The 24,736-nt window shown below is 69.9% G+C and carries 24 protein-coding genes; 12 read left to right on the top strand and 12 right to left on the bottom strand.

The features are described from left to right. Positions 1-53 precede the first annotated feature (53 nt). The 4 genes from cobI to GY170_RS00440 all read left to right on the top strand — a co-directional run bounded on the left by cobI (position 54) and on the right by GY170_RS00440 (position 3,743). Positions 54-752 carry a precorrin-2 C(20)-methyltransferase gene (cobI, locus tag GY170_RS00455; protein ID WP_163888927.1) on the top strand — a complete coding sequence of 233 codons (699 nt, stop codon included), beginning with the start codon at positions 54-56 and terminating at the stop codon, positions 750-752. Then, on the top strand, positions 743-2,533 hold the full coding sequence (cobJ, locus tag GY170_RS00450) for a precorrin-3B C(17)-methyltransferase (RefSeq protein WP_163888925.1): 1,791 nt from the start codon (positions 743-745) through the stop codon (positions 2,531-2,533). Before cobI ends, cobJ begins: the two co-directional genes overlap by 10 nt. Continuing rightward, entirely contained in the window at positions 2,530-3,309 is a 780-nt protein-coding gene (gene cobM / locus GY170_RS00445; protein ID WP_163888923.1) for a precorrin-4 C(11)-methyltransferase, read from the top strand. Before cobJ ends, cobM begins: the two co-directional genes overlap by 4 nt. Before the next feature lie 86 nt (positions 3,310-3,395). Beyond that, the gene (locus tag GY170_RS00440) at positions 3,396-3,743 is read left to right on the top strand and encodes a hypothetical protein (protein WP_163888921.1); all 348 of its coding nucleotides are present in this window, start codon (positions 3,396-3,398) and stop codon (positions 3,741-3,743) included. A gap of 34 nt (positions 3,744-3,777) precedes the next feature. On the opposite strand, the gene GY170_RS00435 is transcribed toward GY170_RS00440, so the two are convergent. Next, positions 3,778-4,944, bottom strand: coding sequence for a MalY/PatB family protein (locus GY170_RS00435; protein WP_163888919.1), 1,167 nt, complete (start codon positions 4,942-4,944; stop codon positions 3,778-3,780). 86 nt (positions 4,945-5,030) lie between these two features. Here GY170_RS00435 and def (GY170_RS00430) point away from each other — a divergent pair, with 86 nt between their 5' ends. The 3 genes from def (GY170_RS00430) to fmt all read left to right on the top strand — a co-directional run bounded on the left by def (GY170_RS00430) (position 5,031) and on the right by fmt (position 7,090). Beyond that, a complete protein-coding gene (def, locus tag GY170_RS00430) occupies positions 5,031-5,549 on the top strand; it encodes a peptide deformylase (RefSeq protein ID WP_163888917.1) in 519 nt (172 codons plus the stop codon). Between the two features lie 40 nt (positions 5,550-5,589). After that, complete coding sequence (gene def / locus GY170_RS00425) at positions 5,590-6,081, top strand: peptide deformylase (protein ID WP_163888915.1); 492 nt, start codon at positions 5,590-5,592, stop codon at positions 6,079-6,081. 73 nt (positions 6,082-6,154) lie between these two features. Then, the gene (gene fmt, locus GY170_RS00420; protein ID WP_163888914.1) at positions 6,155-7,090 is read left to right on the top strand and encodes a methionyl-tRNA formyltransferase; all 936 of its coding nucleotides are present in this window, start codon (positions 6,155-6,157) and stop codon (positions 7,088-7,090) included. Between the two features lie 295 nt (positions 7,091-7,385). Here the strand turns inward: fmt and dgcA are convergent, their stop codons facing one another. Continuing rightward, positions 7,386-8,351 (bottom strand): N-acetyl-D-Glu racemase DgcA, encoded by a 966-nt coding sequence (dgcA, locus tag GY170_RS00415; protein WP_163888912.1) that lies wholly within the window; start codon positions 8,349-8,351, stop codon positions 7,386-7,388. Between the two features lie 24 nt (positions 8,352-8,375). Then, complete coding sequence (gene dgcN, locus GY170_RS00410; RefSeq protein ID WP_163888910.1) at positions 8,376-9,377, bottom strand: N-acetyltransferase DgcN; 1,002 nt, start codon at positions 9,375-9,377, stop codon at positions 8,376-8,378. A gap of 205 nt (positions 9,378-9,582) precedes the next feature. Between dgcN and GY170_RS00405 the strand changes: the two genes are divergently transcribed. Next, the gene (locus GY170_RS00405; RefSeq protein ID WP_163888908.1) at positions 9,583-10,545 is read left to right on the top strand and encodes an acetyl-CoA carboxylase carboxyltransferase subunit alpha; all 963 of its coding nucleotides are present in this window, start codon (positions 9,583-9,585) and stop codon (positions 10,543-10,545) included. 161 nt (positions 10,546-10,706) lie between these two features. Continuing rightward, positions 10,707-11,567 carry a D-amino-acid transaminase gene (locus GY170_RS00400; protein ID WP_163888906.1) on the top strand — a complete coding sequence of 287 codons (861 nt, stop codon included), beginning with the start codon at positions 10,707-10,709 and terminating at the stop codon, positions 11,565-11,567. 5 nt (positions 11,568-11,572) lie between these two features. On the opposite strand, the gene GY170_RS00395 is transcribed toward GY170_RS00400, so the two are convergent. The 4 genes from GY170_RS00395 to GY170_RS00380 form a co-directional block, all read right to left on the bottom strand. Then, positions 11,573-12,328 carry a sulfotransferase family protein gene (locus tag GY170_RS00395; protein ID WP_163888904.1) on the bottom strand — a complete coding sequence of 252 codons (756 nt, stop codon included), beginning with the start codon at positions 12,326-12,328 and terminating at the stop codon, positions 11,573-11,575. Between the two features lie 22 nt (positions 12,329-12,350). Next, positions 12,351-15,767: a rhamnosyltransferase WsaF family glycosyltransferase gene (locus GY170_RS00390; RefSeq protein WP_163888902.1), complete on the bottom strand. Its 3,417-nt coding sequence runs from the start codon at positions 15,765-15,767 to the stop codon at positions 12,351-12,353. Between the two features lie 104 nt (positions 15,768-15,871). Beyond that, complete coding sequence (locus GY170_RS00385; protein ID WP_163888900.1) at positions 15,872-16,171, bottom strand: DUF1244 domain-containing protein; 300 nt, start codon at positions 16,169-16,171, stop codon at positions 15,872-15,874. 160 nt (positions 16,172-16,331) lie between these two features. After that, entirely contained in the window at positions 16,332-17,090 is a 759-nt protein-coding gene (locus GY170_RS00380; RefSeq protein WP_163888898.1) for an N-formylglutamate amidohydrolase, read from the bottom strand. 139 nt (positions 17,091-17,229) lie between these two features. Here GY170_RS00380 and pyk point away from each other — a divergent pair, with 139 nt between their 5' ends. Then, positions 17,230-18,675 (top strand): pyruvate kinase, encoded by a 1,446-nt coding sequence (gene pyk, locus GY170_RS00375; protein ID WP_163888896.1) that lies wholly within the window; start codon positions 17,230-17,232, stop codon positions 18,673-18,675. A 64-nt stretch (positions 18,676-18,739) separates the two neighbouring features. Beyond that, positions 18,740-18,964: a hypothetical protein gene (locus GY170_RS00370; RefSeq protein WP_163888893.1), complete on the top strand. Its 225-nt coding sequence runs from the start codon at positions 18,740-18,742 to the stop codon at positions 18,962-18,964. Between the two features lie 7 nt (positions 18,965-18,971). On the opposite strand, the gene GY170_RS00365 is transcribed toward GY170_RS00370, so the two are convergent. The 3 genes from GY170_RS00365 to GY170_RS00355 are packed head-to-tail and all read right to left on the bottom strand — an operon-like array spanning position 18,972 to position 21,861. Continuing rightward, positions 18,972-19,550: a TadE/TadG family type IV pilus assembly protein gene (locus tag GY170_RS00365; protein WP_163888891.1), complete on the bottom strand. Its 579-nt coding sequence runs from the start codon at positions 19,548-19,550 to the stop codon at positions 18,972-18,974. Continuing rightward, the gene (locus GY170_RS00360) at positions 19,550-20,086 is read right to left on the bottom strand and encodes a TadE/TadG family type IV pilus assembly protein (protein WP_163888889.1); all 537 of its coding nucleotides are present in this window, start codon (positions 20,084-20,086) and stop codon (positions 19,550-19,552) included. Before GY170_RS00360 ends, GY170_RS00365 begins: the two co-directional genes overlap by 1 nt. Next, on the bottom strand, positions 20,083-21,861 hold the full coding sequence (locus tag GY170_RS00355) for a TadE/TadG family type IV pilus assembly protein (protein WP_163888888.1): 1,779 nt from the start codon (positions 21,859-21,861) through the stop codon (positions 20,083-20,085). The genes GY170_RS00360 and GY170_RS00355 overlap by 4 nt, the downstream gene beginning before the upstream one ends. Before the next feature lie 344 nt (positions 21,862-22,205). Here GY170_RS00355 and GY170_RS00350 point away from each other — a divergent pair, with 344 nt between their 5' ends. Beyond that, complete coding sequence (locus tag GY170_RS00350) at positions 22,206-23,648, top strand: Glu/Leu/Phe/Val family dehydrogenase (RefSeq protein ID WP_163888886.1); 1,443 nt, start codon at positions 22,206-22,208, stop codon at positions 23,646-23,648. Between the two features lie 72 nt (positions 23,649-23,720). Here the strand turns inward: GY170_RS00350 and GY170_RS00345 are convergent, their stop codons facing one another. Both GY170_RS00345 and GY170_RS00340 read right to left on the bottom strand, forming a co-directional pair. Then, complete coding sequence (locus tag GY170_RS00345; protein ID WP_163888884.1) at positions 23,721-24,044, bottom strand: hypothetical protein; 324 nt, start codon at positions 24,042-24,044, stop codon at positions 23,721-23,723. A gap of 237 nt (positions 24,045-24,281) precedes the next feature. After that, positions 24,282-24,557, bottom strand: coding sequence for a hypothetical protein (locus tag GY170_RS00340; RefSeq protein ID WP_163888882.1), 276 nt, complete (start codon positions 24,555-24,557; stop codon positions 24,282-24,284). Positions 24,558-24,736 lie beyond the last annotated feature (179 nt).

The raw sequence follows: 24,736 nt of genomic DNA, 5'->3' as shown, positions 1-24,736 counted from the left end.
CGGGGGGGCCGCAGGCGGGGGGCAGCGCCCCCCTCCACGCAAGGGCTCCCGCGATGACCGGCATTCTCTACGGCATCGGCCTCGGCCCCGGCGCGCCGGACCTGCTGACCCTGCGCGCCGCCCGGCTGATCGGGCAGGCAGGCGTCGTCGCCTACCCCGCGCCCGAGGGCGGCGAGAGCCTCGCCCGCGGCATCGCGGCGGAGGTCATCCCCGCCGGCGCGCGCGAGATCCGGATAGAGGTGCCCATGCGCCCGGCCCGCGAGCCGGCGCAGGCGGCCTATGACAAGGGTGCGGCGGAGATCGGGGCGGCGCTCGCGGCCGGGGAGGATGTCGCGCTCCTCTGCGAGGGCGATCCGCTGTTCTACGGCTCCTTCATGTACCTCGCCGCGCGGCTGAAGGAGCACCCGATCGAGGTGGTGCCCGGCATCACCTCCCTCTCCGCCGCCACCGCTGCCGCCCGCCTGCCGCTGGTGGCGCGCGACGAGCGGCTGGAGGTGATGTCCGCCGGGCTGCCGGAGGACGAGCTGGCGGCGCGGATCGCGGCGGCGGATGCCGCCGCCATCCTCAAGCTCGGCCGCCACCTGCCGAAGCTGCGGCGGGTGGTCGAGCGGCTCGGCCTGACGGAGCGGACCACCTTCGCGCAGCATGTCTCGATGGACCGGCAGGTGCTCTGCCCGCTCGCCGAGGCGCCGGACGGCGCCGCCTATTTCTCCCTTCTTCTCATCACGAAAGGCCGGGACCCTTGGCTCTGACCCCCGCCATCCTCGCCCTCACCGATACCCCCCTCGCCCGCCAGCTGGCGGAGGCGCTGGACGGCGAGGTCCATGCCCTCGCCGGCCGCGCCACGGGGGACGTCGCCGTCACCGACGTTCCCGAGCATGTCCGCTCCCTCTTCGCCGCCGGGCGCCCCATCGTCGGCCTCTGCGCCGCCGGCATCCTGATCCGCGCCGTCGCGCCCCTCCTGGCGGACAAGCGCGCTGAGCCGCCGGTGCTGGCGGTGGCGGAGGATGGCTCCTCCGTCACGCCGCTCCTCGGCGGCCACCATGGCGCCAATGATCTGGCGCGGCGCATCGCCGAAGCCTTCGGCATCGCGCCGGCCCTGACGACGGCGGGCGACGTGCGGCTGGGGCTGTCGCTGGACGCCCCGCCCGAAGGCTGGCGGCTCGCCAACCCCGAGGCGGCCAAGCCCGCGATGGCCGCGCTCCTCGCCGGCGGCGGGGCGACGATCTCCGGCGGGGCTCCGTGGCTCGCGACCCTGCCCGCCGGGCCGGAGGTCGCCATCCATGCCGGGCTGGCCCCCGCGCCGGAGGGCGCGCTGGCCTTCCACCCGGCCCGCGTCGTCCTCGGCGCCGGCTGCGCGCGAAACTGCCCGCCGGAGGAGCTGATCGCGCTGGCGGAGGAGGCGCTCGCGGAGGCGACCATCGCCCCCGGCGCCGTCGCCGCCATCGCCACGCTGGATCTAAAGGCCGACGAGCCCGCCATGCATGCGCTTGCCGCCCATCTCGGCGCCCCGCTGCGCCTTTTCGACGCCTCCGCGCTGGAGGCCGAGAGCCCCCGCGCCGCCACGCCCTCCGACGTCGTCTTCGCCGAGGTCGGCACGCATGGCGTCTCCGAGAACGCCGCACTCGCCTCCGTCGGGGCGGAGGGCCAGCTGCTCCTGCCCAAGCGCAAGAGCGCCAATGCCACCGTCGCGCTCGGCCTCGCGCCGGCGCCGCTCACCGCCCTCCCCGGCCGCGCCCGGGGGCAGGTCTCCCTCATCGGCATCGGCCCCGGCCAGCCCGCGTGGCGCACACCGGAGGCCTCCCGACTGGTCGCCGAGGCGGAGGAGCTGGTGGGCTACTCGCTCTATATCGACCTCCTCGGCCCCCTCGCCCATGGCAAGCCGCGTGCAGACTTCCCGCTCGGCGGGGAGGAGGATCGCTGCCGTCATGCGCTGGAGCGGGCCGGGGAGGGCCGCAATGTCGCGCTCGTCTGCTCCGGCGATTCGGGCATCTACGCCATGGGCGCGCTGGTCTGGGAACTGATCGCGCGCGGCGACGGGCCCGGAGGGGTCTCCGATGCCGCCCGCCGCGCCGCTGTCGTCTCCGCCCCCGGGATCACCGCGATGCAGGCGGCCTCCGCCCGGGCCGGGGCGCTCTTGGGCCATGACTTCTGCGCCATCTCCCTCTCCGACCTGCTGACCCCGCGGGAGGCCATCCGTGGCCGGCTCAAGGCGGCGGCGGAGGGGGACTTCGTGATCGCCTTCTACAACCCCGTCTCGAAGACCCGCCGCACCCTCCTCGCCGAGGCGCGGGAGATCCTCCTCGCCCACCGGCCCGCCGACACGCCGGTGCTCCTCGCGAGCAGCCTCGGACGGCCGGAGGAGACGCTGCGCCACCGCCGCCTCGATGAACTGGAGGTCGACGAGGTGGACATGCTGACCACGGTGCTCATCGGCTCCTCCGCCTCCCGGCTGGTGCAGACAGGCGACGGCCCGCGCATCTTCACGCCGCGAGGCTACGAGAAACACCTGATCGCGAGGGCCGCCGAATGACCGTCCACTTCATCGGCGCCGGGCCGGGCGACCCCGACCTGCTCACCCTCAAGGCGGCGCGGCTGATCGAGAGCTGCCCCGTCTGCCTCTATGCAGGCTCGCTGGTCCCGGCGGAGGTCGTCGCCCGCGCCCCCGGCACGCCGATCGACACGGCGCCGCTGACGCTGGAGGAGACGCACGCCCTGATCGCCGAGGCCCATGCGCGCGGCGAGGATGTCGCCCGCGTCCATTCGGGAGACCCCTCGCTCTACGGCGCGATTGCCGAGCAGATCCGCCTGCTCAAGCGTGATTCGATCCCCTATGCCATCACCCCCGGCGTCCCCGCCTGGGCCGCCGCGGCCGCCGCGCTGGGGCAGGAGCTGACGATCCCCGAGGTGGCGCAGTCCCTCGTGCTCACCCGCATGTCGATGAAGTCCACTGCCATGCCGTCTGGAGAGACGCTGGAAGGCTTCGCCGCCACCGGCACGACGCTGGCCATCCACCTCGGCATCCGGGCGCTGCGGGATATCTCGCGGCGGCTCGCGCCCTTCTACGGCGAGGAGTGCCCGGTCGCCGTCGTCTACCGCGCCTCCTGGCCGGACGAGCAGATCATCCGTGGCACGCTGGCCGACATCCAGCCGAAGGTGCGCGAGGCGAAGATCACGCGCACGGCGCTCATCTTCGTCGGCCCCGCGCTCGCCCCCACGCAAGGGTTCCCCGATTCGGCCCTTTATGACGCCGCGCGGCCCCACCTGTTGCGCCCGCGCGCCAGGGCGGGGGCGGAATCGCCTGAATAGCAGGCGGTTTGAGGAACGTTTTCTTAACCAACATGCTTTCTGCTATTGAGGTGGCAAAGGACTCGCCAACTCAGGGGGAGGGCGACATGTCGGATTTTCTGCCGGAGGCCGTGCGCAAGGGGCTCGAAGAGGCGCACAAGGCCATGCTTCGCAAATCGAAGCGTCTTTGCGTTCATGACGGGGACGATGTTCACCGCGTCCTGCGGCTGTGGGAGAGCGGCTTCGCGCTCGAAGCCACCGCCCCGCCGCTGCGCGGCTTCATCGATATCTACGATGGCCCGCGGCATCTCTATTCCTGCCTCGTCGTCTCCTCCGAGCAGGAGGGCGAGGAGCGGGTCTACGAGTTCAAGCGCGCGACCCCCGTCTCCGACCGGCCGGCGCTCGACTTCGCACAGGATGATTTCGTCCCCGCCGGACTGCTGACCCGCAGCTGAGGCGCCTCGCCGGAGGCGCCCCTGGCGGCGCGCCTCACTGCAGGTCGGCGAACGCCTCCTGCAGGCGGCGCACCGCCTCCTCGATCTGCGGGCGCGGCATGGCGATGTTGAAGCGCAGCCAATGGTCCCCGCCCGTCCCGAAGGAGGGGCCGGGGCTCGGCGCGATGCGTGCCTTGCCCTGGATGCGCTCCAGCACCTCGTCGAGGCTCATGCCCGTCCCCTCGAAGCTGACCCAGGAGAGGTAGGTCCCCTCCTGCGGCATGAGGGTGAGGCCCGGGATGGCCGCAATGCCGTCTGCGAAAACCTCGAGGTTCCCGGCGAGATATTCGCACATCTCGTCCACCCACTCGGCCCCGGCGGGGGAGTAGGCGGCGGTCGTCATGTGCATGCCGATGGCATTGGGCGACACGCCCAGCCCCGCCATCCGCGCCGCGAACCGCTCCCGCAGCCCCGCATCGGCGATGATCACCTGCCCGGTATGGGCGCCGGCGATGTTGAAGGTCTTCGACGCGGCGGAGAGGGTGATGAGCCGATCCTCCACCCCCTCGATCAGCGCCGTGGGGATGTGGCGGTGGCCCGGCAGCACGATGTCCTGGTGGATTTCATCGGAGACGAGCAGCAGGTCGTGGCGCTTGGCGAAGGCCGCCACCTCCTCCAGCTCCGCCCGGCTCCAGACGCGGCCGGCGGGGTTGTGGGGCGTGCAAAGGATCAGCACCTTGGCATGGTCGGGGATGTCGTAGCTCTCCAGATCCATCCGGTAGAGCCCGGCCTCGTCCACCGCCATCTCGCACTCGATCAGCTCCCGCCCGGCGGTGCGCACGACGCGGCCGAAGGCGTGGTAGACGGGCGAGAAGACGACGACGCCGTCGCCCGGCGCGGTGAACGCCTCGAGGATCACCGCGATGGCGTTGACCAGCCCGTTGGTCGTGAAGATGTGCGCGGGGTCGATCGACACCCCGTGCCGCGCCTCGGCCCACCAGCGCACCGCCTCGCGGTAGGCGCGGTCGTCGCCGAAATAGCCGAAGGAGCCGAGCTCGATCATCCGCTGCACCGCATCCAGCGCCACCTGCGGGGGGCGGAACTCCATGTCCGCCACCCACATCGGCAGGCCCTCCTGCGGGGAGACGCCGCAAAAGCCCTCCATCCCGTCCCACTTGACGGTGTGCGCGCCGCGGCGGTCGATGATCTCGTCGAAACTCATGGGGCCTCCAGGGGGGTGTTCGGCGCGGAGCCTACCCCCGGGGCCGGCAGTTGCAAGCGGGGCCCCTTCGCCCTAGATGAGCGGCCATGATTTTGCCGATCCTCATCCATCCCGACCCGCGGCTGAAGACCCGCACCGAGCCCGTCGCCGAGGTGACGGACGAGCTGCGCCGCCTCGCCGACGACATGCTGGAGACGATGTACGACGCCCCCGGCATCGGCCTCGCCGCCCCGCAGGTCGGCGTGATGACGCGGCTGCTGGTGATGGATTGCGTCAAGGACGAGGAGACGCCGGCCCGCCCGATGGTGCTGATCAACCCCGAGGTCATCGGCGCCTCGGACGATCTCAGCGCCTTCGAGGAGGGCTGCCTCTCGATCCCCGAGCAATATGCCGAGGTGACGCGCCCCGCCGAGGTCGACGTGCGCTGGACGGGGCTCGACGGCAAGGTGCACGAGGAGCACTTCGCGGATCTCTGGGCCACCTGCGTGCAGCACGAGATCGACCACCTGAACGGCAAGCTCTTCATCGACTACCTCAGCCCGATGAAGCGGCAGATCATCACCCGCAAGATGCAGAAGCTGAAGCGCGAGCGGGCGCGGGCGTGAGCCGGGCGCTCCGCCAGTTGCCCCGCCGGCCGGAGGGCGCATGAGGGAATTCCTGCGCTGGCCGCACCCGATGCTGCGCACGAAGGCCGCCCCGGTGGAGGCGGTGACGGACGAGGTGCGCGCCCTCTGGGAGGAGATGATCGCGGCGATGGATGCCATGCCGGGCGTCGGCCTCGCCGCCCCGCAGATCGGCGTGCCGCTGCGCCTCGCGGTCGTCGATGCCTCCGACGCGCGGGGGCAGGCGATCCGCATGGCGAACCCAGAGGTGCTGCACGCCTCCGTCAAGCTGATGGAGCACGAGGAGGCCTCGCCCAACCTGCCCGGCCGCTCCGCCGTCATCCGCCGGCCCCGCGCCGTGACGATGCGGTACCTCAACGCGGCGGGCGAGATGGAGGAGCGCGATCTCGTCGGGCTCTGGGCCATCTCCGCCCAGCACCAGGTGGATCACCTGGAGGGGCGGATGTTCTTCGACAACCTCAGCCGTGTGAAGCGCGACATGTTCCTGCGCCGGGCGCGCAAGGCGGCGGGCTGATGGCCCGGTCGACGCTTGCCGGCCCTGCCGGGCCGTCGCGCGGGTCACCGGCCCGGCCGGAAGGAGCGCCCCGATGCGCCTGATCTTCATGGGCACGCCCGACTTCTCCGTCCCGCCGCTGCGGGCGCTGGTGGCGGCGGGGCACGAGATCGCCTGCGTCTACACCCAGCCGCCCCGCCCCGCGGGCCGCGGCAAGAAGCCCCGCCCCTCGCCGGTGCAGGAAGCGGCGGAGAAGCTGGGCCTGCCCGTCCGCCACCCGGCGAGCCTCAAGGGCGCCGAGGAGCAGGAGGAATTCGCCGCGCTCGGCGCCGAGGTGGCGGTGGTGGTGGCCTACGGCCTCATCCTGCCGCAGCCGGTGCTGGACGCCCCTGTGCAGGGGTGCCTCAACATCCACGCCTCGCTCCTGCCCCGCTGGCGCGGCGCCGCCCCCATCCACCGGGCGATCATGGCGGGCGATGCGGAGACGGGCATTTGCATCATGGCGATGGAGGCCGGGCTCGACACCGGCCCCGTCCTGCTGCGCCGCGCAACGCCCATCGGCCCGGAGGAGACCACAGGCGAGCTCCATGACCGCCTCTCCGCCCTCGGCGCCGAGGCGGCGGTGAAGGCCCTCGCCCGCCTGCCCGAGCTGGTGCCGGAGCCGCAGCCTGAGGAGGGCGTCACCTATGCCGCCAAGATCCTCAAGGACGAGGCCCGCATCGACTGGCGTCGCCCCGCGACGGAGCTCGCCGCCCACGTCAACGGCCTCTCCCCCTTCCCCGGCGCATGGGCGGAGATGGGGGAGGAGGGCGAGCGCCTCAAGCTCCTCCGCGCGCGGCCGGCGGATGCGCCCGGCGCGCCGGCGCCGCCGGGCACCCTGCTGCGGGAAGGGCCGGGTCTCCGCGTCGCCTGCGGCAGCGGCGCCACCGCCGGGGCGATCGAGATCCTGCAGGCCCAGCGCGCCGGAAAGCGGCCGATGTCCGCCGGGGAGCTTGTCCGCGGAACCGCGCTGCCCGACCGTCTTACCTGACGCGGGCCTCTCGCGCCGGGAGCTTCGCTGCCTCCGGCGGAGGTATTTTCGGCCAGATGAACCCCGGGATTCGCCCTGCCCCGACGGCCGGGAGAACCGGCGGCCGGGGCAGGGTTTCACCTGGCGCGGTCATCGGCTCCTCAGCCTGTACCGCAGGCTCACGGTAGGACATCGTGGTGAAGGAAGGGTTAACCCCCCCTTCATCTGGCCAAAAATACCCTCGGGGGGCTCCGGGGGGCTGGCCCCCCGGTCCCGCAGTCTCGGGCCGGGAGCGCGGCTGGAGCGGCGCGCGCGCCTAGCCCCAGAGCGCCGGCTCGGCGGGGTGGATGACCGATCCCTCGAAGCGCAGCGGCGGGTCCCTGTCTTCCCCCAGCAGCAGCGGGCCGTCGAGATCCACCCACTCGGCGCCCTGTGCCACGAGCACCGCCGGCGCCATGGCGAGGGAGGAGCCGACCATGCAGCCGACCATCACCCGGTAGCCCGCCTCCCGCGCGGCATCGCGGAGCGCCAGCGCCTCCGTCAGGCCACCGGTCTTGTCGAGCTTGATGTTCACCACGTCGTACTTGCCGGCCAGCCCGGGCAGCGAGGCGCGGTCGTGGCAGGATTCGTCGGCGCAGACGGGCAGCGGGCGCTCGATCTCGCCCAGCATGTCGTCCTCACCCGCCGGCAGCGGCTGCTCCACCAGCTCCACCCCGAGGCGGAGGAGGTGGGGGGCGAGGTCGGCATAGACCTCCGCCGTCCAGCCCTCGTTGGCATCGACGATCAGGCGGGCCTTCGGGGCGCCGCGGCGCACCGCCTCCAGCCGGGGCATGTCCTCCGGCGTGCCGAGCTTGATCTTCAGGAGCGGGCGGGAGCCGTGCTTCGCGGCCGATGCCTCCATCTTCTCCGGCGTGTCCAGTGACAGGGTGTAGGCGGAGGTCAGCGGCCGCGGCTTCGCCAGCCCGGCGAGCTGCCAGACCGGGGCGCCGGAGCGCTTCGACTGCCAGTCCCAGAGCGCGCAATCCACCGCGTTGCGGGCGGCGCCGGCGGGCAGCGCATCCTGCAGATTCTGGCGCGACATCCCCTCCGCCAGCCCCTCGATCTGCGCCGTCACGCTCTCCAGCGTCTCGCCGTAGCGGGCGTAGGGGACGCATTCGCCGGCGCCCTGCACGCCGTCCCGGGTGACGCGGGCGGTCAGCACCTCCGCCTCCGTCCGGCTGCCGCGGGAGATGGTGAACACTTCGGCGAGGCGGAAGCGCTCGGCGGTCACGGATATCGTCATGGGGCTCTCCTTCGGGGGCGGAGCCTAAACCGCCTCCAGCGCATCCACCAGCCGGCCGGCGCCGTGGCGGAACGGGTCCACCGTCGGCAGGCCCATCCGCTCCTCCACCTCGGCGAGGTAGTCGCGGGCGGCCTCCTCCTCCAGCCCGGAGGTGTTGATGGAGATGCCGGTGACCTGCGCCGCCGGGTTCACCATCTGCGCCATGGTCAGGCCGAGGTCGCGCACCGCTTCGAGGCTGGGCAGGTCCCGCCCCGGCAGGCCGCGCATGTGCTCGCGCGTCGGCTCGTGGCAGAGCACCAGCGCGTCGGGCTGGCCGCCGTGGATCAGCGCCAGCGTCACGCCGGAATAGGAGGGGTGGAAAAGCGAGCCCTGCCCCTCGATGATGTCCCAGTGATCGGGATCGTTCTCGGGCGAGAGGTACTCGATGGAGCCGGCCATGAAATCGGCGATCACGGCATCGAGCGGCACGCCGCCGCCGGTGATGAGGATGCCCGTCTGCCCCGTGGCGCGGAAGGTCGCCTTCATCCCCCGCTCGAGCATCGTGCGCTCCATCGCGAGGGCGGTGTACATCTTGCCGACCGAGCAATCGGTGCCGATGGCGAGGCAGCGCTTGCCGGCGCGGGGCTCTCCGTTGGCGATCGGGTACTTCACCGTGGGGATGCGCACGTCGTGCAGGGACCGGCCCTGGCTGCGGGCGGCCTCCACCAGTTCCGGCTCGTCGCGCAGCAGGTTGTGAAGGCCGGCGGCGAGGTCGAACCCCTGGGCCAGCGCCTCGCCGAGGACGGCCTTCCATGTCTCGGAGATGACGCCGCCGCGGTTGGCGACGCCGATCACCAGCGTCTTCGCCCCCGCCTCGCGGGCGGCCTCGAGCGACAGGTCCGGCAGGCCGAGATCGGCCTTGCAACCGGGCAGGCGCAGCTGGCCGACGGCGTAATCGGGCCGCCAGTCGCGGATGCCTTGCGCGACCTTGGCGGCCAGCCTGTCCGGCGCATCGCCGAGGAAGAGGAGATAGGGCGGGGTGATCATACGGGCTCCCTTGGCATTCGCGGCAGACTGGCCGCATCTGAGCCGGGAAACGCCCGCCTCCGCAAGGGGAGGGGCCGGGCCGGCGGGCGGAATATTTCTCCGCCGCCCGCCCATTGCGCAGCCCGGCGCGCCGGCCCCCCGCAGTTGCAAACCCGGCCGCGCCCCGCATATAGGAGGGCAGTCCGGCGCCCGCCCTGGAGGATCGATGAACAACTATCTCGATTTCGAGAAGCCGCTCGCGGAGATCGAAGGCAAGGCCAACGAGCTGCGTGCCATGGCCCGGGCCAACGAGGAGATGGACATCGAGAAGGAGGTGGCCGGCCTCGACAAGAAGGCCGCCGACATGCTGGCCAAGCTCTATTCGGAGCTCAGCCCTTGGCGGAAGTGCCAGGTCGCGCGCCACCCCGACCGCCCGCATTGCAAGGACTACATCGAGGCGCTCTGCACCGATTACACGCCCCTCGCGGGGGACAGGAACTTCGCCGACGATCACGCCATCATGGGCGGCCTCGCCCGCATGGGCGGCATGCCGGTGGTGGTGATGGGCCATGAGAAGGGCCACGACACCAAGAGCCGCATCGAGCGCAACTTCGGCATGGCGCGGCCCGAGGGCTACCGCAAGGCCGTGCGCCTGATGGATCTGGCCGACCGCTTCGGCCTGCCGGTGGTGACGCTGGTCGACACGCCCGGCGCCTTCCCCGGCAAGGGCGCGGAGGAGCGGGGCCAGTCCGAGGCCATCGCCCGCGCCACCCAGCGCTGCCTGCGGCTCGGCGTGCCCATGGTCTCTGTCATCATCGGCGAGGGTGGCTCCGGCGGCGCGGTGGGCATCGCCACCGCCAACAAGGTGCTGATGCTGGAGCATTCGATCTACTCGGTGATCTCGCCCGAGGGCTGCGCTTCGATCCTGTGGAAGGATGCCGACAAGACGAAGGAGGCCGCCGACGCGCTGCGCCTGACGGCGCAGGATCTGCAGCAGCTCGGCGTCATCGACAAGATCGTCAAGGAGCCGCTGGGCGGCGCCCACCGGGACCCGGCCGAGGCCATCAGGGCCGTCGGGCAGGCGCTGGAAGGGCAGCTCAAGCAGCTCTCCGGCGTGGGCGGCGACGATCTGCGCGCCAACCGGCGGCGCAAGTACCTCGGGCTCGGCGCCAAGGGCCTCGCCGCCTGAGCGAGGCGCGCTCTCACCTCCGACTTGGGCTCTTCATCGGGCCGGGCAGGCCCCGGCTTGCCTCCCGCCCGCCCACCCCGGCGCGCCGGGGCCTGCCGTCTCTCCCTTGACGGCGCCCGTCATTCGCGGAAGGTCGCCCGGGAGCAACAGGAGGCGCCGGGATGAGCCGCATCGTTTACGTGAACGGGGACTATCTGCCGGAGGAGGAGGCGAAGGTCTCCGTCTTCGACCGGGGCTTCCTGATGGCCGACGGCGTCTACGAAGTCACCTCCGTCCTCGGCGGCAAGATCCTCGATTTCGACGGCCACGCCGCCCGCCTCTCCCGCTCGCTGGGTGAGCTGCAGATGGATGCGCCCTGCTCCGACGAGGAGCTGCTCGCCATGTTCCGTGAGCTTGTCGCCCGCAACGAGATCGAGGACGGCATGGTCTACCTGCAGGTAACGCGCGGCAACCCGGGTGACCGGGACTTCGCCTTCCCGCCAGCGGGCACGGCGCCCACCATCGTCGCCTTCACGCAGAACAAGCCGGGGCTGGCGGAGAACCCGGTGGCGAAGACGGGCATCAAGGTCATCTCCATCCCCGACATTCGCTGGGGCCGGAGGGACATCAAGACGGTGCAGCTGCTCTACCCCTCCATGGGCAAGATGATGGCCAAGGCCGCCGGCGCCGATGACGCCTGGATGGTCGAGGACGGCGCCGTCACCGAGGGCACCTCGAACAACGCCTACATCGTCAAGGACGGCGTCATCATCACCCGCCAGCTCAGCGAGGACATCCTGCACGGCATCACCCGCGCCGCGGTGCTGAAGTTCGCCGCCGAGGCGCAGATGAAGATCGAGGAGCGGCCCTTCACCATCGAAGAGGCGCAAGGTGCCGATGAAGCCTTCATCACCTCGGCCTCGGCCTTCGTGATGCCGGTGATCGAGATCGACGGCACCGCCATCGGCAGCGGCACCGTCGGGCCGGTCGCGACGCGGCTGCGGGAGATCTACCTCGCGGAGAGCCTCGCGACCGCGATCTGATCGCGTCACCCGGCCTCGTAGCCGAAGCGGCGGAAATCCTCTCCATAAAGGCGCGCCACCGTCTCGCGAATCTCCGGCGTGTAGTGCTCGGCGAGCAGCTCCGCCGCGTTGGTGCGGTGGGGCGCCCGGTGCTCGTAACTGCCGAGGAGGCCGCCGAGCCGGGCGTCGAGCGCGGCAAAATCGGTGTCGAAGCTCTCGATCTTGCCGATGAGCGAATAGCGGATCAGGTCGGGCCGCAGGAGCAGCCATTGCGGCCGCCAATGCGGGTCCCACTTCGGGCGATTCTCGCGGTGCGCCCAGAGCACGCCGACGAAATCCCCGAAGGTGATCTCGTCCTCCACCTGCAGCCCGTGCCCCTTGCAGAAGGCCGCCCGGTCCGCCGGCTCGTTGAGGATCTTGTCCAGATAGGCCGAGAGCACCCGCGCGAAGGGGTCGCGCACGAAGCAGAAGCGGGTGAACCCGCCCTCCAGCACCTCGCGGAGGAGTTCCGGCGTCAGTTGGTAGGGCTTCACGTGCACCGAGCCCACCCTGTCGGGGTGCGGCGGCACCTGCGCGCGGGGGATGCCCGAGCCGGCGATCTCCACCTCGATGAGCTTCGATTTCACCGTCGTGGAGGCGACCTTCGGCGTCTGCACGTAGAGGTATCGGTGCTTCAGCGAAATGTGGAAGAAGGCGTTGATCTCGTTGCCGAAGGCGGCGCTCACCGCCGCCGGGCCGTCGCCCCCCGGGCCGCGCTTGGCCTCACTGATATCCTTCGGCATGGCAGCTCCCCCTGACATGAATCTACTCCGCATGAATGGCCGAGGAGCTGGCGCGGACGGCCTCAGCCAGCCCGTCGCGCCAGCCGCGATATTTCTCGGCGATGTTGGCGAGGCGGCGGGCGACCTCCTCCTCGCTCATCTCGTCCCGGGCGGCCTGGGCCTTCACCTCCGCCTGCTCGCGCTTCACCCGCGCCGCGACCTCCTCCTGGCTGCCGGCACCGAGCTGGTAGCCGAAGTGGCGGTAGAAGAAGCCGCCCTCGATGCGGCAGCGCTCGTAGGTCTGCTCCGGCCCGTAATCGTGGCTGTGATAGACGGCCGCCGTCGGCGCGTAGAGCTTGGCGTAGCCGGCCTCGATGATGTCCCGCGCCCAGACCTGATCCTCGCCGTAGTCGATCTCCGGGTAGGGGATCTCCCGCCAGACGGTCCGGCGCATGGCCGAGTTGTTGTCGGAATAGAAGTGCAGCAGCTGCCGCCACCCCCTGTCGCCGCTCTCCCAGCGGTCGCGATCGGTGTCGCGGCTGAGGGCGAGCGGGTATTTCAGCAGGTTCTCGAAATGCTGCTCGATCTCCCGGCGCACGAAGACCGGATGATCGGGATAGGGCGCGTGCCGGCCGAAGACGCCTGCGGCGCCCTCGTGATGATCGAGCATCTTCGCCAGATCCCCCGCCCAGGTGGCGGAGGTGGGCCGCGCGTCCTGCGTCAGGAAGGCGATGATCGGCGCATCCCCCAGCGAGGCGCCGTGGTTGCGCGTCCGCCCGTGCTGGAACTCGGCCTGGTCGATCACCGTCAGCGACACGTCGCGCTGCGCGCGCAGCCACGATGTCGTCCCGTCGGAGGAGGAGGAATCGATGCAGTGGATCTGCATCTCCTCCGCCATCCGCTGGGTGCGAAGGGCGGCGATCACCGGCTCGATCTCGCCCACGCCGTTGTAGGTCGGGATGACCACGTCCATCCGCTTGCGCCGCCGGGTGATGCCGGCGGGCGCCGCGAGGCCCTGCCGCGCCGAGACCCGCTCGACGAGCGCCGCCTCGACCTCCCGGGCCGATTGCTCCCACGAGAATTGTCGCACCCAGGCGAGCGCCTCCTCTGCCTGGGTGCGCCGCCGCTCCGGCATGTCGATCAGCTCGGCCAGCCGTGCGGCGATATCGGCCGGTGCGGGGCCGGCAAGGGTGGTGACGCCGGGGGGGAAGATGGCGCGCGTGCTGTCGCCATCGAGCTCCAGCACCGGCAGGCCGCAGGCCATCATCTCCTGCGGGACGAGCGAATAATTGGTGCCCGAGAAGCAGATACCGACGTCGCAGTCGTTGTAGAGCTCCGCCAGAGCCGGCGCGTCGAGGACCCCGTGATCCTCGGCGCGGAACGGCGCCTCGTGGTAATCCAGCTTGTCCTGCCCGAAGAAGTGCACCTCGAAATCCTGCCGCTCGCGGGCGAGGATCTGCAGCGCGAGCAGCGCCAGATCCACGCAGCGCCGATCCGTGTGCGCCCGGGCATAGACGGCGATTCGCGCCGGCCGCGAGGGCGAGGGGGCGCGGTAACGGCCCGCCTGCCCCGCGGCACTCAGGAGGCGGTAATGCTCCGGGTCGTAGGCCAGCCAGAAGGCGCGGGCCCAGCGGCCATAGCGCTCCTCCATCATGGTCTTCAGCCAGGGGCTGGCGCAGATGCAGGCGAAGTCGAACCCGTAGGTCGCCCGCGCCAGCATCGCCTCCGCCCCGGTAGGGAAGAATTCCGGCTCGTGATCCTGCACGAAGTAGAACTTCTCGGCGAAACCCGTCAGCGCCTCCACCTGCCAGGCGGTGGCCCAGCCGGTGGCGAGGATCACGTCGCCCCGCGCCTCCGCCAGCCCCTCGGAGGCGAGGCGAACCTTGGCGCGAACGCATTGATAATACTTGACGATATCCTCCCATGCCGCCTCGCCGCTGTCATGGAAGGTCGGCCGGTCGATCCAGATGGTGCAGCGGTGGCCGAAGCTCTCAAGAAAGCGCACCATGCGGAAGATGGTCATGTGCCCGCCGCCCCCGCGGGAGAAATCGGGCACCAGCCAGTGGATATCCATCGCCCGCGTGTTCACCCGCGCCGGCGGCACCGGGCTGCGGGAGGCGGGGCGCCGCGGCTCGATCGCGGCGCTGAGGGCGGGGACGAGATCGGCCTCCGGCTCATGGTGGATGCCGACGGCGGCGGAGGAATGCGACCGCCGCCCCTCCGCCCGGCCGAAGAGCACGTAGTGGAGGAAGGGGTTCACCCCGCTCTGCACGATGTCCCGATACGCCTCGAGGTAGTAGGAGGTGGAGAAATCCGCGCTCGGGTCCCGCAGCTCGCGCCAGCCGCGGGTCATGTAATGCAGCAGCAGCTCGGCGTCGGAACCCTCCAGATCCTCGTTGCTGGCCCGGTAGAAAGCGGCGTCGAAATGGGCGATGACGGCCTCCAGATCCGGCTCGCTCAGCGCCGCCGCCTCTTCGACATCCACCAGCACCTTGTCCTCCCGCCGGGCGGCGGTGATCTCCTCCCGCGTCGGCCGGCAGACGCGGCCCTCGGCGCGGCCGGCCAGCGCGTAGTGCAGCAGCGGGTTGATGTCCGCGGCGATCAGGTCCGGCGCGTGGACGAGATAGTAGGAGGTCGAGAACTCCTCCGACGGATCGAACCCCTGCCGCCAGCCGAGGCTCATGTAATGGCGCGCCAGATCGGCATCGCTGCCCGGCACGTGCGGGTAGCGCGCGCGGTAGAAGGTGGCGTCGAAATAGGGGGCGATGTTGGCCAGATCCTCCTGCGACACCTCGGGCCGGGGCGAATCGGGGGCGGCCTCCTCCAGCGGCGAATGCAGCCGCCGCTGCTCGGCATGGCCGACCTGCAGGTAGTGCAGGAAGGGGTTCACCCCCGCCTCGGCCACGTCGGGGTTGAGGCAAAGGTAATCGGCGATGGAGAAATTTGGGTTCGGGTCCCGCCCCTCCCGCCAGCCGACCATGAGGAAATGCGCCGCCAGCGCCTGCGGGCCCAGCGCCCGCAGCTCCTCCGGCAGGCCGGCGGCGTAATGAGCGCTGTCGAATTGCGGCGACACCAGCGCGAGGTGAGAGGCCTCCAGCTTCGTCGCCCCGTCCTGCCGCCAGTGGCTGAGCCAGGCGGAGCGCCCCTCGGCCCGCCCCGTCAGCACGTAATGGGCGAGCGGGTTGAGCCCCGCCTCGGCGACATCGGGGTTCGCCGCGAGATAATCGTCGATGGAGAAGCCGGCGCCGCCGTCACGCCCCTCCTGCCAGCCGGTGGAGAGGAAGTGCGCGAAGAGCGCCGCATCCTCCATCGCCGGCAGGTCGGGGTTGGTGAGCCGATAGAAGGCCGGGTCAAACGCCCGCGTCAGCGCCGGCGGATGATCCACGGCGGGCGGCAGCCTCTCCGGCTCCTGCCGCCAGACATCGAGAAGCCGCCCGATATCCCGAATGACGCTGCGCATCCGCTTCCTCCACGTCCCTCCATCCGCCACCCGCGCCGGGCAGCCCTCGGCGGCAGATTGGCAGAGACGTAGTTAAGAAAGTGTGGATGCGGGCGCGGGCCCGTTCAGCCCTCCGGCGGGCGCGACGCGAAAGCGGCCTGCGCCTCGGGCGAGGCCTCGCGCTGGTGCCGCTCGCGCCAGGCATCGTAGGGCTCGCCGTAATAGACCTCGCGCGCCTCGTCCTTGGAGAGCTCGACGCCCCGCTCGGCCGCCGCCTCCTGGTACCAGCGCGACAGGCAGTTCCGGCAGAAGCCGCCGAGGTTCATCAGGTCGATGTTCTGCACATCGGGCCGCTCCTCGATCAGATGCTGCCTCAGTCGCCGGAAGGCCGCGGCCTCCACCTCGATGCGGGTCTGCTCGTCCATGATCACCTCCATGTCCATGGAGTGACATCTAGGCCCGCCGCCCGCCTCCCGCAAATCCCGGCCGCAAATCCCGCCCGCAACTCCTCCCGCCGCCCGCCGCGGCTTGGCAGGCGCCGGGCGCGCCGGGGTGGGTGGGCGGGAGGCGGGCCCGGCGCCGGCGTCAGACCTCCGCCTGTTCCGCCGCCCCCTGCAGCGCCGGCGCCAGCCGCTCCGCCCAGTCGCGCTGCTGGTCCGCCGTCTGGATCAGATCATTTCGCAGCTCCACCAGCAGGTTCGGCCTGCCGGGCACAAGGCAGTGCCGGTCGATCGAATCGCCCGGCAGGTGGCCGCCATAGGGCTCGTTGTCGCCGACGCAGAGCCCCGACTCGGCCGACAGGCGGCGGATGAAGGGCTCCGCGAGGCGGCGATCCTCGTCGGCGGAGAGGACGCCGATGTGCCACGGCCGGGGCGGGCGGCCGCGCAGCTGCGGCGTGTAGGAATGGATGGCGAGGATCGCCACGTCCCGTCGCCGCGCCGCGAGATCGGCATAAGCCTGGTGATAGGGGCGATAGAGCCGCTCCAGCCGCGCCTCCCGCTCGCCGCGCGTCAGCCGCGCGTTGGCGGGCACGAGGCTGCCGTCGTAGAGCTTCATGATCAGCGTCGGGTCGTCCTCGCCTCGGTTGGGGTCGATCACCAGCCGCGAGAAGCGGGTGAGAATTGCCGGAGAATTGAGCAGTTCGGCCAGCGCCCGTGTCACGCCGGCGGCGCCGGGGTCATAGGCGATGTGGCGGGCCATATCTTCTTCCGGCAGGCCCAGATCGCCGCCATTCACCCATGGCGGCACGATATTGGTGGCGTGATCGCAGGTCACCAGCCAGCGGCCCGGCCGATCTTCGCCCAGCGTCTCGAATGGCGCGCCCGGCGCCACGGATTCCGTCATGCCTTGCACCTGTCACTTTGCCGAAAGGCGGCATAGGCTAGTTGTGGGGAAATGCAAATCGCGCGATAAGCCGCGCGGGTCCGCCGTTAGCGATAACGGCGGCTCTGTGCCGCACGACCGGAAAAAGGGGCAGCTTGCCATGAAACGCCATCGCAACGTGAAGATCGTCGCCACGCTCGGGCCGAGCTCTTCCACCTACGAGGTGATCCGCAAGCTGGTCGAGGCCGGGGCGGATGTCTTCCGTCTCAACATGAGCCACGGCAGCCATGACGAGATCCGCGCCCGGCACGAGATCATCCGCCAGATCGAGGCGGATCTGGATTCGCCCATCGCCATCCTCGCCGACCTGCAGGGGCCGAAGCTGCGCGTCGGCGCCTTCGCCAACGGCAGCGAGGAGCTGGAGGTCGGCCAGACCTTCCGCCTCGACCTCTCCGATGAGCCGGGCGACGCGAGCCGCGTCCAGCTTCCCCACCGGGAGATCTTCGACGCGCTGGAGCCGGGCTCGTCCCTGCTCGTCAACGACGGCAAGATCCGCCTGAAGGTGCGCGAATGCGGCGGCGACTTCGCCGATTGCGAGGTGCTGGTCGGCGGCACCATCTCCAACCGCAAGGGCGTCAACGTCCCCGACGTGGTGCTGCCCCTCGCCGCCCTGTCGGAGAAGGACAAGAAGGATCTGGAGTTCGTCTGCGAGCTCGGCGTCGACTGGCTCGCCCTCTCCTTCGTCCAGCGCCCGGCGGATGTGGAGGAGGCGCGCGCCCTCGCCAAGGGCCGCGCCAATGTCCTCTCCAAGATCGAGAAACCGGCCGCCGTCCGGGCCTTCGAGGAGATCCTCGCCGTCTCCGACGGGATCATGGTCGCCCGCGGCGATCTCGGCGTCGAGATGCCCGTCCATGCCGTGCCGACGATCCAGAAGCGCCTGACGCGCCTCTGCCGCGCCGCCGCCAAGCCGGTGATCGTCGCCACGCAGATGCTCGAGAGCATGATCGAAAGCCCCATGCCCACCCGCGCCGAGGTGGGTGACGTGGCCGCCGCCATCTACGAGGGCGTCGATGCCATCATGCTCTCCGCCGAGAGCGCCGCCGGCGACTTCCCCGTCGAGGCCGTGCAGACGATGGACAACATCGCCGGCGAGGTGGAGAGCGACCCGACCTATACCGAGATCATCGAGGCCTCCCGCAAGGCCGACAGCTCCTCCGTCGCCGGCGCCATCACCGCCGCGGCGCGGGAGATCGCCGAGAAGACCCACGTGAAGGCCATCTGCTGCTTCTCCGAAAGCGGCACGACGGCGCTCATGGTCGCCCGCGAGCGGCCGCGCGTGCCGATCGTCGCCATGACCAACATGGAGAAGACGGCCCGCCAGCTCTGCCTCGTCTGGGGCTGCAACTGCGTGGTCGTCCCGCAGGTGCACCGCTTCAAGATGGCGGTGGTGGAGGCGGTGAACGCCGCCAAGAAGCTCGGCCTCGCGACGGAGAAGGACAACATCGTCGTCACCGCCGGTGTGCCCTTCAACACGCCGGGCTCCACCAACATCCTGCGCGTCGCTCCCTGCGAGGAGCGTTTGATTTTCGCCTCCGAGCCGGAATAGGGTCGGCGGACCGCCCGGCCGGGCCAGGCGGTCAGGCAGGCAGGCAGCCAGAGGATACATCGTGATGGACGCCGATCTCACCTTCGTCATCGGCGTCGTCATCGGCCTGCTCTCCATCCCGTCGCTCTTCGGCGGGCTGATGGACCGGCGGGTGCCGATCATGGCGCTGGTGATGCTCGTCCTCTCGGCGGGGCTGATCGCCTACGCCGCCACGCAGAACCCCGGCGCCTACAGCATCCAGACCGTGCCCGACGCCTTCGTCCGGGTGATCGGCGACGTGATCAACTAGGGCCGCCCTAGCAGACCGCCGTCGCGCTCCCCCCGCCGTCCACCGGGTTCCAGCACAGCTGGCCGGAGAAGCGCGGCCGGGCGACGACGAACTCGTGGAACGTCTCGTCCTCCAGGCCGACCTTGAACGGCACCTCGTAGTCCGACTGCGTCTCCACGAGGATGGCGCTGTCGCCGCTGGCCAGCGTGGGGATCTGCGCCTCCATCCCGCGCAGCTCGGCCTCCGTCATCGCGGCATAGCCGCCGATCCCCTGGCTCCAGTTGAGCATCAGCTCCTCGCCGTCACCGTCGTAATGGAAGACGGTGACCCGCAGCCGTGCATTGTCGCTGCCGATCATCAAAAAGCGCTGCAACGCCAGCAGCCCGTCCATGTAGCCGGGGGTGACGTAGTTCGTCTCCCGCGTCAGCGTGTCGGAGATGGTGAAGGCGGCGCGGATGTTGTTCGACCGCGCGTGGAAGGCATCGAAGAAGCTGTAGCAGGCCACGAAGCACCAGGCGATGATCGGCATCATGATCACGCCCTCGATGACGACCGACCCTTCCTCGGAGCGGCGGAGGCGGCGGATGAGGGAGGCAAGGCGTGTCATCAGGTCGGCTCGATCACGAAGGAGGCGACGGAGACGAGCGCATAGGCGCCGTTCTCCATTCGCGGGATGGGCGAGCCGATGCCGCCGGTGGGGAAGAACGGGTCGAACAGCGAGCAGGCGCGCAGGATCATCAGGTTATGCTCCCCGCCCGTGCTGAACTCCCGCGCCGGCTTGCCGCGCTCCTCCCGGTCGACGCAGTCGGCACCGGGGCTCAGCACGGCCATGTCGCGGGGGTTCACGCGGCGCATCTCCAGCATGATCTCTTCCCGGCAATTGGGGATCACCAGCGCGTTGTCGCAGATGCGCGACTTCAGGTTGTCGTAATACTCCTCCTCGTCCTCGCCGCCGATGAGGCCGAGCCGCACGTCGCGCACCGCGATGTCGAGCGCCCGGTCGAGCATGACGTTGCGCGTCATCAGCGCCCCGACCTCGAAGGCGGAGACGAGGAACATCAGGAAGAACGGCGCCATGATGACGAACTCGATCGTCGCCGTGCCGGCCTCCCCCCGCCGAAACTGCCGGTACAAGCCCCTCATTGCGTCAACCTCAGCGTGTTGATGGAGCCGGCAATGTTCTGGAAGACGGACATGATGTCCTGCCCCTCCGCCGAGCCCTCGCCAGTGGCCGCGTAGAAATGCGAGGGCGAGGAGGCGCATTCCCAGATCTCCCCCGCCCCGTGCTCGGTGGCCATGAAGGAGATGCCGTAGATCGAGACGCCCTCGGCCTTGGCATCGCTGCACAGCCCCTGCAGCTGGTTGTCCATGTCATCGGTGCTTGTCCGCATGCGGACGGCGTTCATCTGCGCGTCGAAGATGTCGGACCGCCCGGAGCTGCCGCTGCCGAAGGGCCGCGCGTAGAACTGCCAGGCGACGTACTGCACCCGCAGGTCCTGCCAGATCTCCTGCCAGTCCTGCCGCTCGGCGCGGCCAACCGCCTCCGGCAAGCCGCTGCCATCTCGCGTCATGCGCCCCGCGTCGTACTCCCGCCCGCCGGGGGTGGAGGAGCGGTCCCGCCAGCCGGGATTGCTCCCCTGCCAAGGCTCGCGCATCCAGTAATCCTTGTGCGGCACCCAGAAGTTGAAGCCGCCGTCGATGCCCGGGTGGTAGATCGAGTAATGGCCGTCGCTGGCGAGGTAGATCGGCGAGGGCCCGGCGCGGTAGCCGTCGTTCAGCCGCTCCTCGGGGAAGTGCTCGCCGTCGGTCATCAGCACGATGATCTTGCCGGCATTCTCCTGCTCATAGGGCAGCGGCCGCGACTGGCCGTTGAGCGGGCCGCCGTTCAGCTCCGTCAGCATCCCGGCGGAGCCGGGGTCGATCAGCTCCATCCCCCAGCGCATCCCGGCGTTGATCGAGGTGGCGCCGATGGCATGCAGCCCCTCGATGGCCGCCAGCAGCTCCGCCCGGTCGCCCGAGGGGACGAGCACCGTGTTCTGGTCCATCGGCGGGCACCACGAGTTGACGTAGTAGCCATAGTCGCTCCGCGGCCGGTTGTAGGCGGGGTTGTCGTAGGAATTGGCGGTGCTGTTCGGCCCCGAGTAGCTGTCGTAGAAGCCCGTCGCCGGCATCGGCAGGTCGGTGGAGAGATCGAGATTGTCATAAGCGGCCTGCGGCAGGTCGATGCAGTAATTATCCGCCACCCCGCCGTAATCGTGGGTGTTGTACTGCTCGAAGAACGCCTGCCCGAGGTTCACCTGCCCGTTGAACGGCACCATCCCGATGGAGACCTTGCCCTCGGTGTCGCTGTCGAAGATCGAGTCCACGAAAACCTGCGCCGCGTCCTTCAGGTCCTCCAGCTTGTTGTCGTCGCCCATCGAGCCGGAGACATCGAGCACTAGCAGGATCTCCAGATCCGTCACGCTCTCCGTCGCGGTGGCGAGGGCGGGCATGGTGAACTCGTCGATCCCCACCAGCCGGGTCAGCGTCGCAGGCACGCGGGTGCGCGCGACGATGGAGACCTGCCGTTCGTTGAAGGCATCGCTGACGGTGACGTCCTCCAGCTCGTCGAGGAGGTCGGCGCGGGTGAAGTAGTCCCTCACGACGGCTTCCGGATCGAGCTCCTGGTTGAGGTCGGCGGCGGCGAGGACGGCGCGATCCACCAGCGTCTGCAGGCGCTGGCGATGCGCCTCGGCCCGCATGACATCCACCGCGACACCGCCGACGATGAGCATCATCAGGATCAGGAACATCGAGAAGATGATCATCGAGCCGCTCTCGTCGCGCCCGAAGCGCCGCAACAGCGCGGCGCAGGCCCTCAGCGGGCGGGACAGGGCGTGACGGGCGGCCGGACAGGCCCGGGGAATCGTCGGCAACATGCGCTCACCTTGGCCCCACCCAATGCCTCGCGGCAGTCGGCGCACGGCCGGTGCAGCCGCGCACCAGGGGTGGTGGTGCCGGCTTTAGGCGAAATTGTGGCAAACCTTATTTAAACCCGCTGCATCGCAGGCTCGCGCGACAGACCTCCGCAAGCCGGCGGAATCGGCGCCGAACCGGAAACAGCCGCGCCTACCTTTGCCGCGCGGGGCACCCCGCCGGCGGCGGGCGGAGAATCGTCAGGAATTTTGCCTCCCGTCTCAATAGCGCGGTAGGACTGGTGCCAGAAAAGGGCGAGACCCCCGCGACCGCGGCGGCCGCGCGCCCATAACGGAAGGAGAGACCGATGCCCAATGAGGATAGCCGGCCGCCGGAGCCGAGCTTTCGCGAATCCGTCGACATCATGGTCAACCGCGCGATGGCGCTCATGGATCTCAGCCCCGGGCTGGAGGAGAAGATCCGCGTCTGCAACGCCATCTACACCGTGCGCTTCGGCGTCCGCCTGCGTGGCTCGATCCACACCTTCACCGGCTACCGCGCCGTCCATTCCGAGCACATGGAGCCGGTGAAGGGCGGCATCCGCTACGCCACCAGCGTCCACCAGGACGAGGTGGAGGCGCTGGCGGCGCTGATGACCTACAAATGTGCGCTGGTGGAGACGCCCTTCGGCGGCTCCAAGGGCGGCCTGCGGATCGATCCGCGCGCCTGGGAGGAGCATGAGCTGGAGCAGATCACCCGCCGCTTCGCCTATGAGCTCGCCAAGCGGGACCTGATCAACCCGGCGCAGAACGTCCCCGCCCCCGACATGGGCACGTCGGAGCGGGAGATGGCGTGGATCGCCGACCAGTACCGGCGCATGAACACGACGGACATAAACGCCGCCGCCTGTGTCACCGGCAAGCCCATCAACTCCGGCGGCATCCAGGGCCGGACGGAGGCGACGGGCCGCGGCGTGCAATACGCCCTGCGCGAATTCTTCCGTCACCCGGAGGATGTCGCGGCGGCCGGCCTCTCCGGCACGCTCGACGGCAAGCGGGTCATCGTGCAGGGCCTCGGCAACGTCGGCTACCACGCCGCCTCCTTCCTGCAGAACGAGGATGGCTGCCGCATCACCGGCATCATCGAGCGGGACGGGGCGCTCTCCAACGAAGACGGGCTCGACGTCGAGAGCGTCAAGGCGTGGATCGACCGGCACGGCGGCATCGCCGGCTACCCCGACGCCAGCGTCATCAAGGACGGCGCCGTCCTGCTGGAGCATGAGTGCGACATCCTCATCCCCGCCGCGCTGGAGGGGACGATCCACCGGGAGAACGCCGAGCGCATCTCTGCCCCGCTGATCATCGAGGCCGCCAACGGGCCGATCACCGCGGGCGCCGACGAGATCCTGCGCAGCAAGGGCACGGTCATCATCCCCGACATGTATGCCAACGCCGGGGGTGTCACCGTCTCCTACTTCGAGTGGGTGAAGAACCTCAGCCATATCCGCTTCGGCCGCATGCAGCGCCGGGCGGAGGAGGCGAGGCACCTCCTCATCGTGAATGAGCTGGAGCGGCTGTCGGCCGACAAGGGCCTCGGCTGGACGCTCTCCCCCGGCTTCAAGAGCCAGTACCTCAGGGGCGCGGGCGAGCTGGAGCTGGTGCGCTCGGGCCTCGATGACACGATGCGCTCGGCCTACCAGTCGATGCGCGAGGTCTGGCATGCACGGGACGAGGTGAAGGACCTGCGCACCGCCGCCTACATCGTCTCCATCGGGCGGGTGGCGGCGAGCTATCAGGCCAAGGGGCTCTGAAAAGCGGGCCCGCAAAAGGAAACGGGGCCGCTTTCGCAGCCCCGTTCCATGATCCGAAGATCGAAGAAGCGATTACTCGCTGACGTCGTCGGCGACCTCGAGGTCGGCCTCTTCCTGATCGGTGATGTTGAAGAACTCGGCGATGTAGACCATGTCGCCGTTCATCTCGGTGTTGAACTCAACGGCGTCACCGATATCCAGACCTTCCGGGAACGGGTCGTCGAGACGGAAGTGGTACAGCGTCTCGTCTTCCTCGATGCGCAGCAGGCCGGCGCCTTCGTCCCAGCTCTGGACGGTGCCGGTGATGGCGAGGTCCATGTCCTGCGCGTAGACGGCACCGCCGGTGATCGTCAGGGCGGCGAGGGCAGCGGGGGCAAGCTTGAACAGCTTAGTCATAATAAGGCTCCACATATGTCTGCCGGTCCAGGACCGGCTTGGATTGTGCGGCGGGCAAGGCAACGGAGGCCCTGTGTGCCGCTTGGGGAATGACGTGTTGCGAGTCTCGGCTGAGGAAAGGAGTGCTCACGTTCTTGTTACCTCAAACGACAACCGCCCTCACGTTTCCGTGAAGGCGGGTGCCGACATCCCGGGTGGCAGGGAGGACCACCCGGCATGTTCCAGGGGCCTTGGGCCTCAGATCTCGTCGAAGCTCGTGATGTACTTCACGCCGTTGCGCGTCACGAAGGTGATCTGCACCTCGTCACCGCGGGAGACATCCGGGAAATCGTCGTAGGACTGGCGGAAGTGGTAGGCGCCTTCGCCCTGGATCCAGATGGTGTTCGAATTCTCGCTGTAGTGCGTCACCGTGCCCGTCGTCACGTTCGAGGCATCCTCGGCGGCCTGCACGGCACCGGCGGAAACGCCGGTGACAAGGAGGGCAGCGGCGATGGGGGCGAAAATCTTGGTCATGGGATATACTCCTCAATGATCCGGCCTCTGGCCGGACGTTTCTGATTGCGACCTTCTGGCGAGGTGCGGAGCTAACCCGGGATCGTCTGCGCCGTCGTCTCTTGTCGTGAGACCGAGTTGGGGAAGCCGGGCCCCCGGCAAAAGCCACGATCACCGCTCCGTGATGACTTGTCGCGAGC

This window comes from Pseudoroseicyclus tamaricis (assembly GCF_012070395.1).
In the GTDB taxonomy this organism is placed as follows: Bacteria; Pseudomonadota; Alphaproteobacteria; order Rhodobacterales; family Rhodobacteraceae; genus Pseudoroseicyclus_A; species Pseudoroseicyclus_A tamaricis.
The sequence above is the reverse complement of the archived record's forward strand: the minus strand, read 5'-3'. Positions and strand labels throughout refer to the sequence as shown.

What these genes read in the sequence shown, in the direction of transcription:
- cobI (WP_163888927.1), top strand. Translation starts at nt 54, where the DNA reads ATGACCGGCATTCTCTACGGCATCGGCCTCGGCCCCGGCGCGCCGGAC.
- cobM (WP_163888923.1), top strand. Translation starts at nt 2,530, where the DNA reads ATGACCGTCCACTTCATCGGCGCCGGGCCGGGCGACCCCGACCTGCTC.
- GY170_RS00440 (WP_163888921.1), top strand. Translation starts at nt 3,396, where the DNA reads ATGTCGGATTTTCTGCCGGAGGCCGTGCGCAAGGGGCTCGAAGAGGCG.
- GY170_RS00435 (WP_163888919.1), bottom strand. Translation starts at nt 4,944, where the DNA reads ATGAGTTTCGACGAGATCATCGACCGCCGCGGCGCGCACACCGTCAAG.
- def (WP_163888917.1), top strand. Translation starts at nt 5,031, where the DNA reads ATGATTTTGCCGATCCTCATCCATCCCGACCCGCGGCTGAAGACCCGC.
- def (WP_163888915.1), top strand. Translation starts at nt 5,590, where the DNA reads ATGAGGGAATTCCTGCGCTGGCCGCACCCGATGCTGCGCACGAAGGCC.
- fmt (WP_163888914.1), top strand. Translation starts at nt 6,155, where the DNA reads ATGCGCCTGATCTTCATGGGCACGCCCGACTTCTCCGTCCCGCCGCTG.
- dgcA (WP_163888912.1), bottom strand. Translation starts at nt 8,351, where the DNA reads ATGACGATATCCGTGACCGCCGAGCGCTTCCGCCTCGCCGAAGTGTTC.
- dgcN (WP_163888910.1), bottom strand. Translation starts at nt 9,377, where the DNA reads ATGATCACCCCGCCCTATCTCCTCTTCCTCGGCGATGCGCCGGACAGG.
- GY170_RS00405 (WP_163888908.1), top strand. Translation starts at nt 9,583, where the DNA reads ATGAACAACTATCTCGATTTCGAGAAGCCGCTCGCGGAGATCGAAGGC.
- GY170_RS00400 (WP_163888906.1), top strand. Translation starts at nt 10,707, where the DNA reads ATGAGCCGCATCGTTTACGTGAACGGGGACTATCTGCCGGAGGAGGAG.
- GY170_RS00395 (WP_163888904.1), bottom strand. Translation starts at nt 12,328, where the DNA reads ATGCCGAAGGATATCAGTGAGGCCAAGCGCGGCCCGGGGGGCGACGGC.
- GY170_RS00390 (WP_163888902.1), bottom strand. Translation starts at nt 15,767, where the DNA reads ATGCGCAGCGTCATTCGGGATATCGGGCGGCTTCTCGATGTCTGGCGG.
- GY170_RS00385 (WP_163888900.1), bottom strand. Translation starts at nt 16,171, where the DNA reads ATGGACGAGCAGACCCGCATCGAGGTGGAGGCCGCGGCCTTCCGGCGA.
- GY170_RS00380 (WP_163888898.1), bottom strand. Translation starts at nt 17,090, where the DNA reads ATGACGGAATCCGTGGCGCCGGGCGCGCCATTCGAGACGCTGGGCGAA.
- pyk (WP_163888896.1), top strand. Translation starts at nt 17,230, where the DNA reads ATGAAACGCCATCGCAACGTGAAGATCGTCGCCACGCTCGGGCCGAGC.
- GY170_RS00370 (WP_163888893.1), top strand. Translation starts at nt 18,740, where the DNA reads ATGGACGCCGATCTCACCTTCGTCATCGGCGTCGTCATCGGCCTGCTC.
- GY170_RS00365 (WP_163888891.1), bottom strand. Translation starts at nt 19,550, where the DNA reads ATGACACGCCTTGCCTCCCTCATCCGCCGCCTCCGCCGCTCCGAGGAA.
- GY170_RS00360 (WP_163888889.1), bottom strand. Translation starts at nt 20,086, where the DNA reads ATGAGGGGCTTGTACCGGCAGTTTCGGCGGGGGGAGGCCGGCACGGCG.
- GY170_RS00355 (WP_163888888.1), bottom strand. Translation starts at nt 21,861, where the DNA reads ATGTTGCCGACGATTCCCCGGGCCTGTCCGGCCGCCCGTCACGCCCTG.
- GY170_RS00350 (WP_163888886.1), top strand. Translation starts at nt 22,206, where the DNA reads ATGCCCAATGAGGATAGCCGGCCGCCGGAGCCGAGCTTTCGCGAATCC.
- GY170_RS00345 (WP_163888884.1), bottom strand. Translation starts at nt 24,044, where the DNA reads ATGACTAAGCTGTTCAAGCTTGCCCCCGCTGCCCTCGCCGCCCTGACG.
- GY170_RS00340 (WP_163888882.1), bottom strand. Translation starts at nt 24,557, where the DNA reads ATGACCAAGATTTTCGCCCCCATCGCCGCTGCCCTCCTTGTCACCGGC.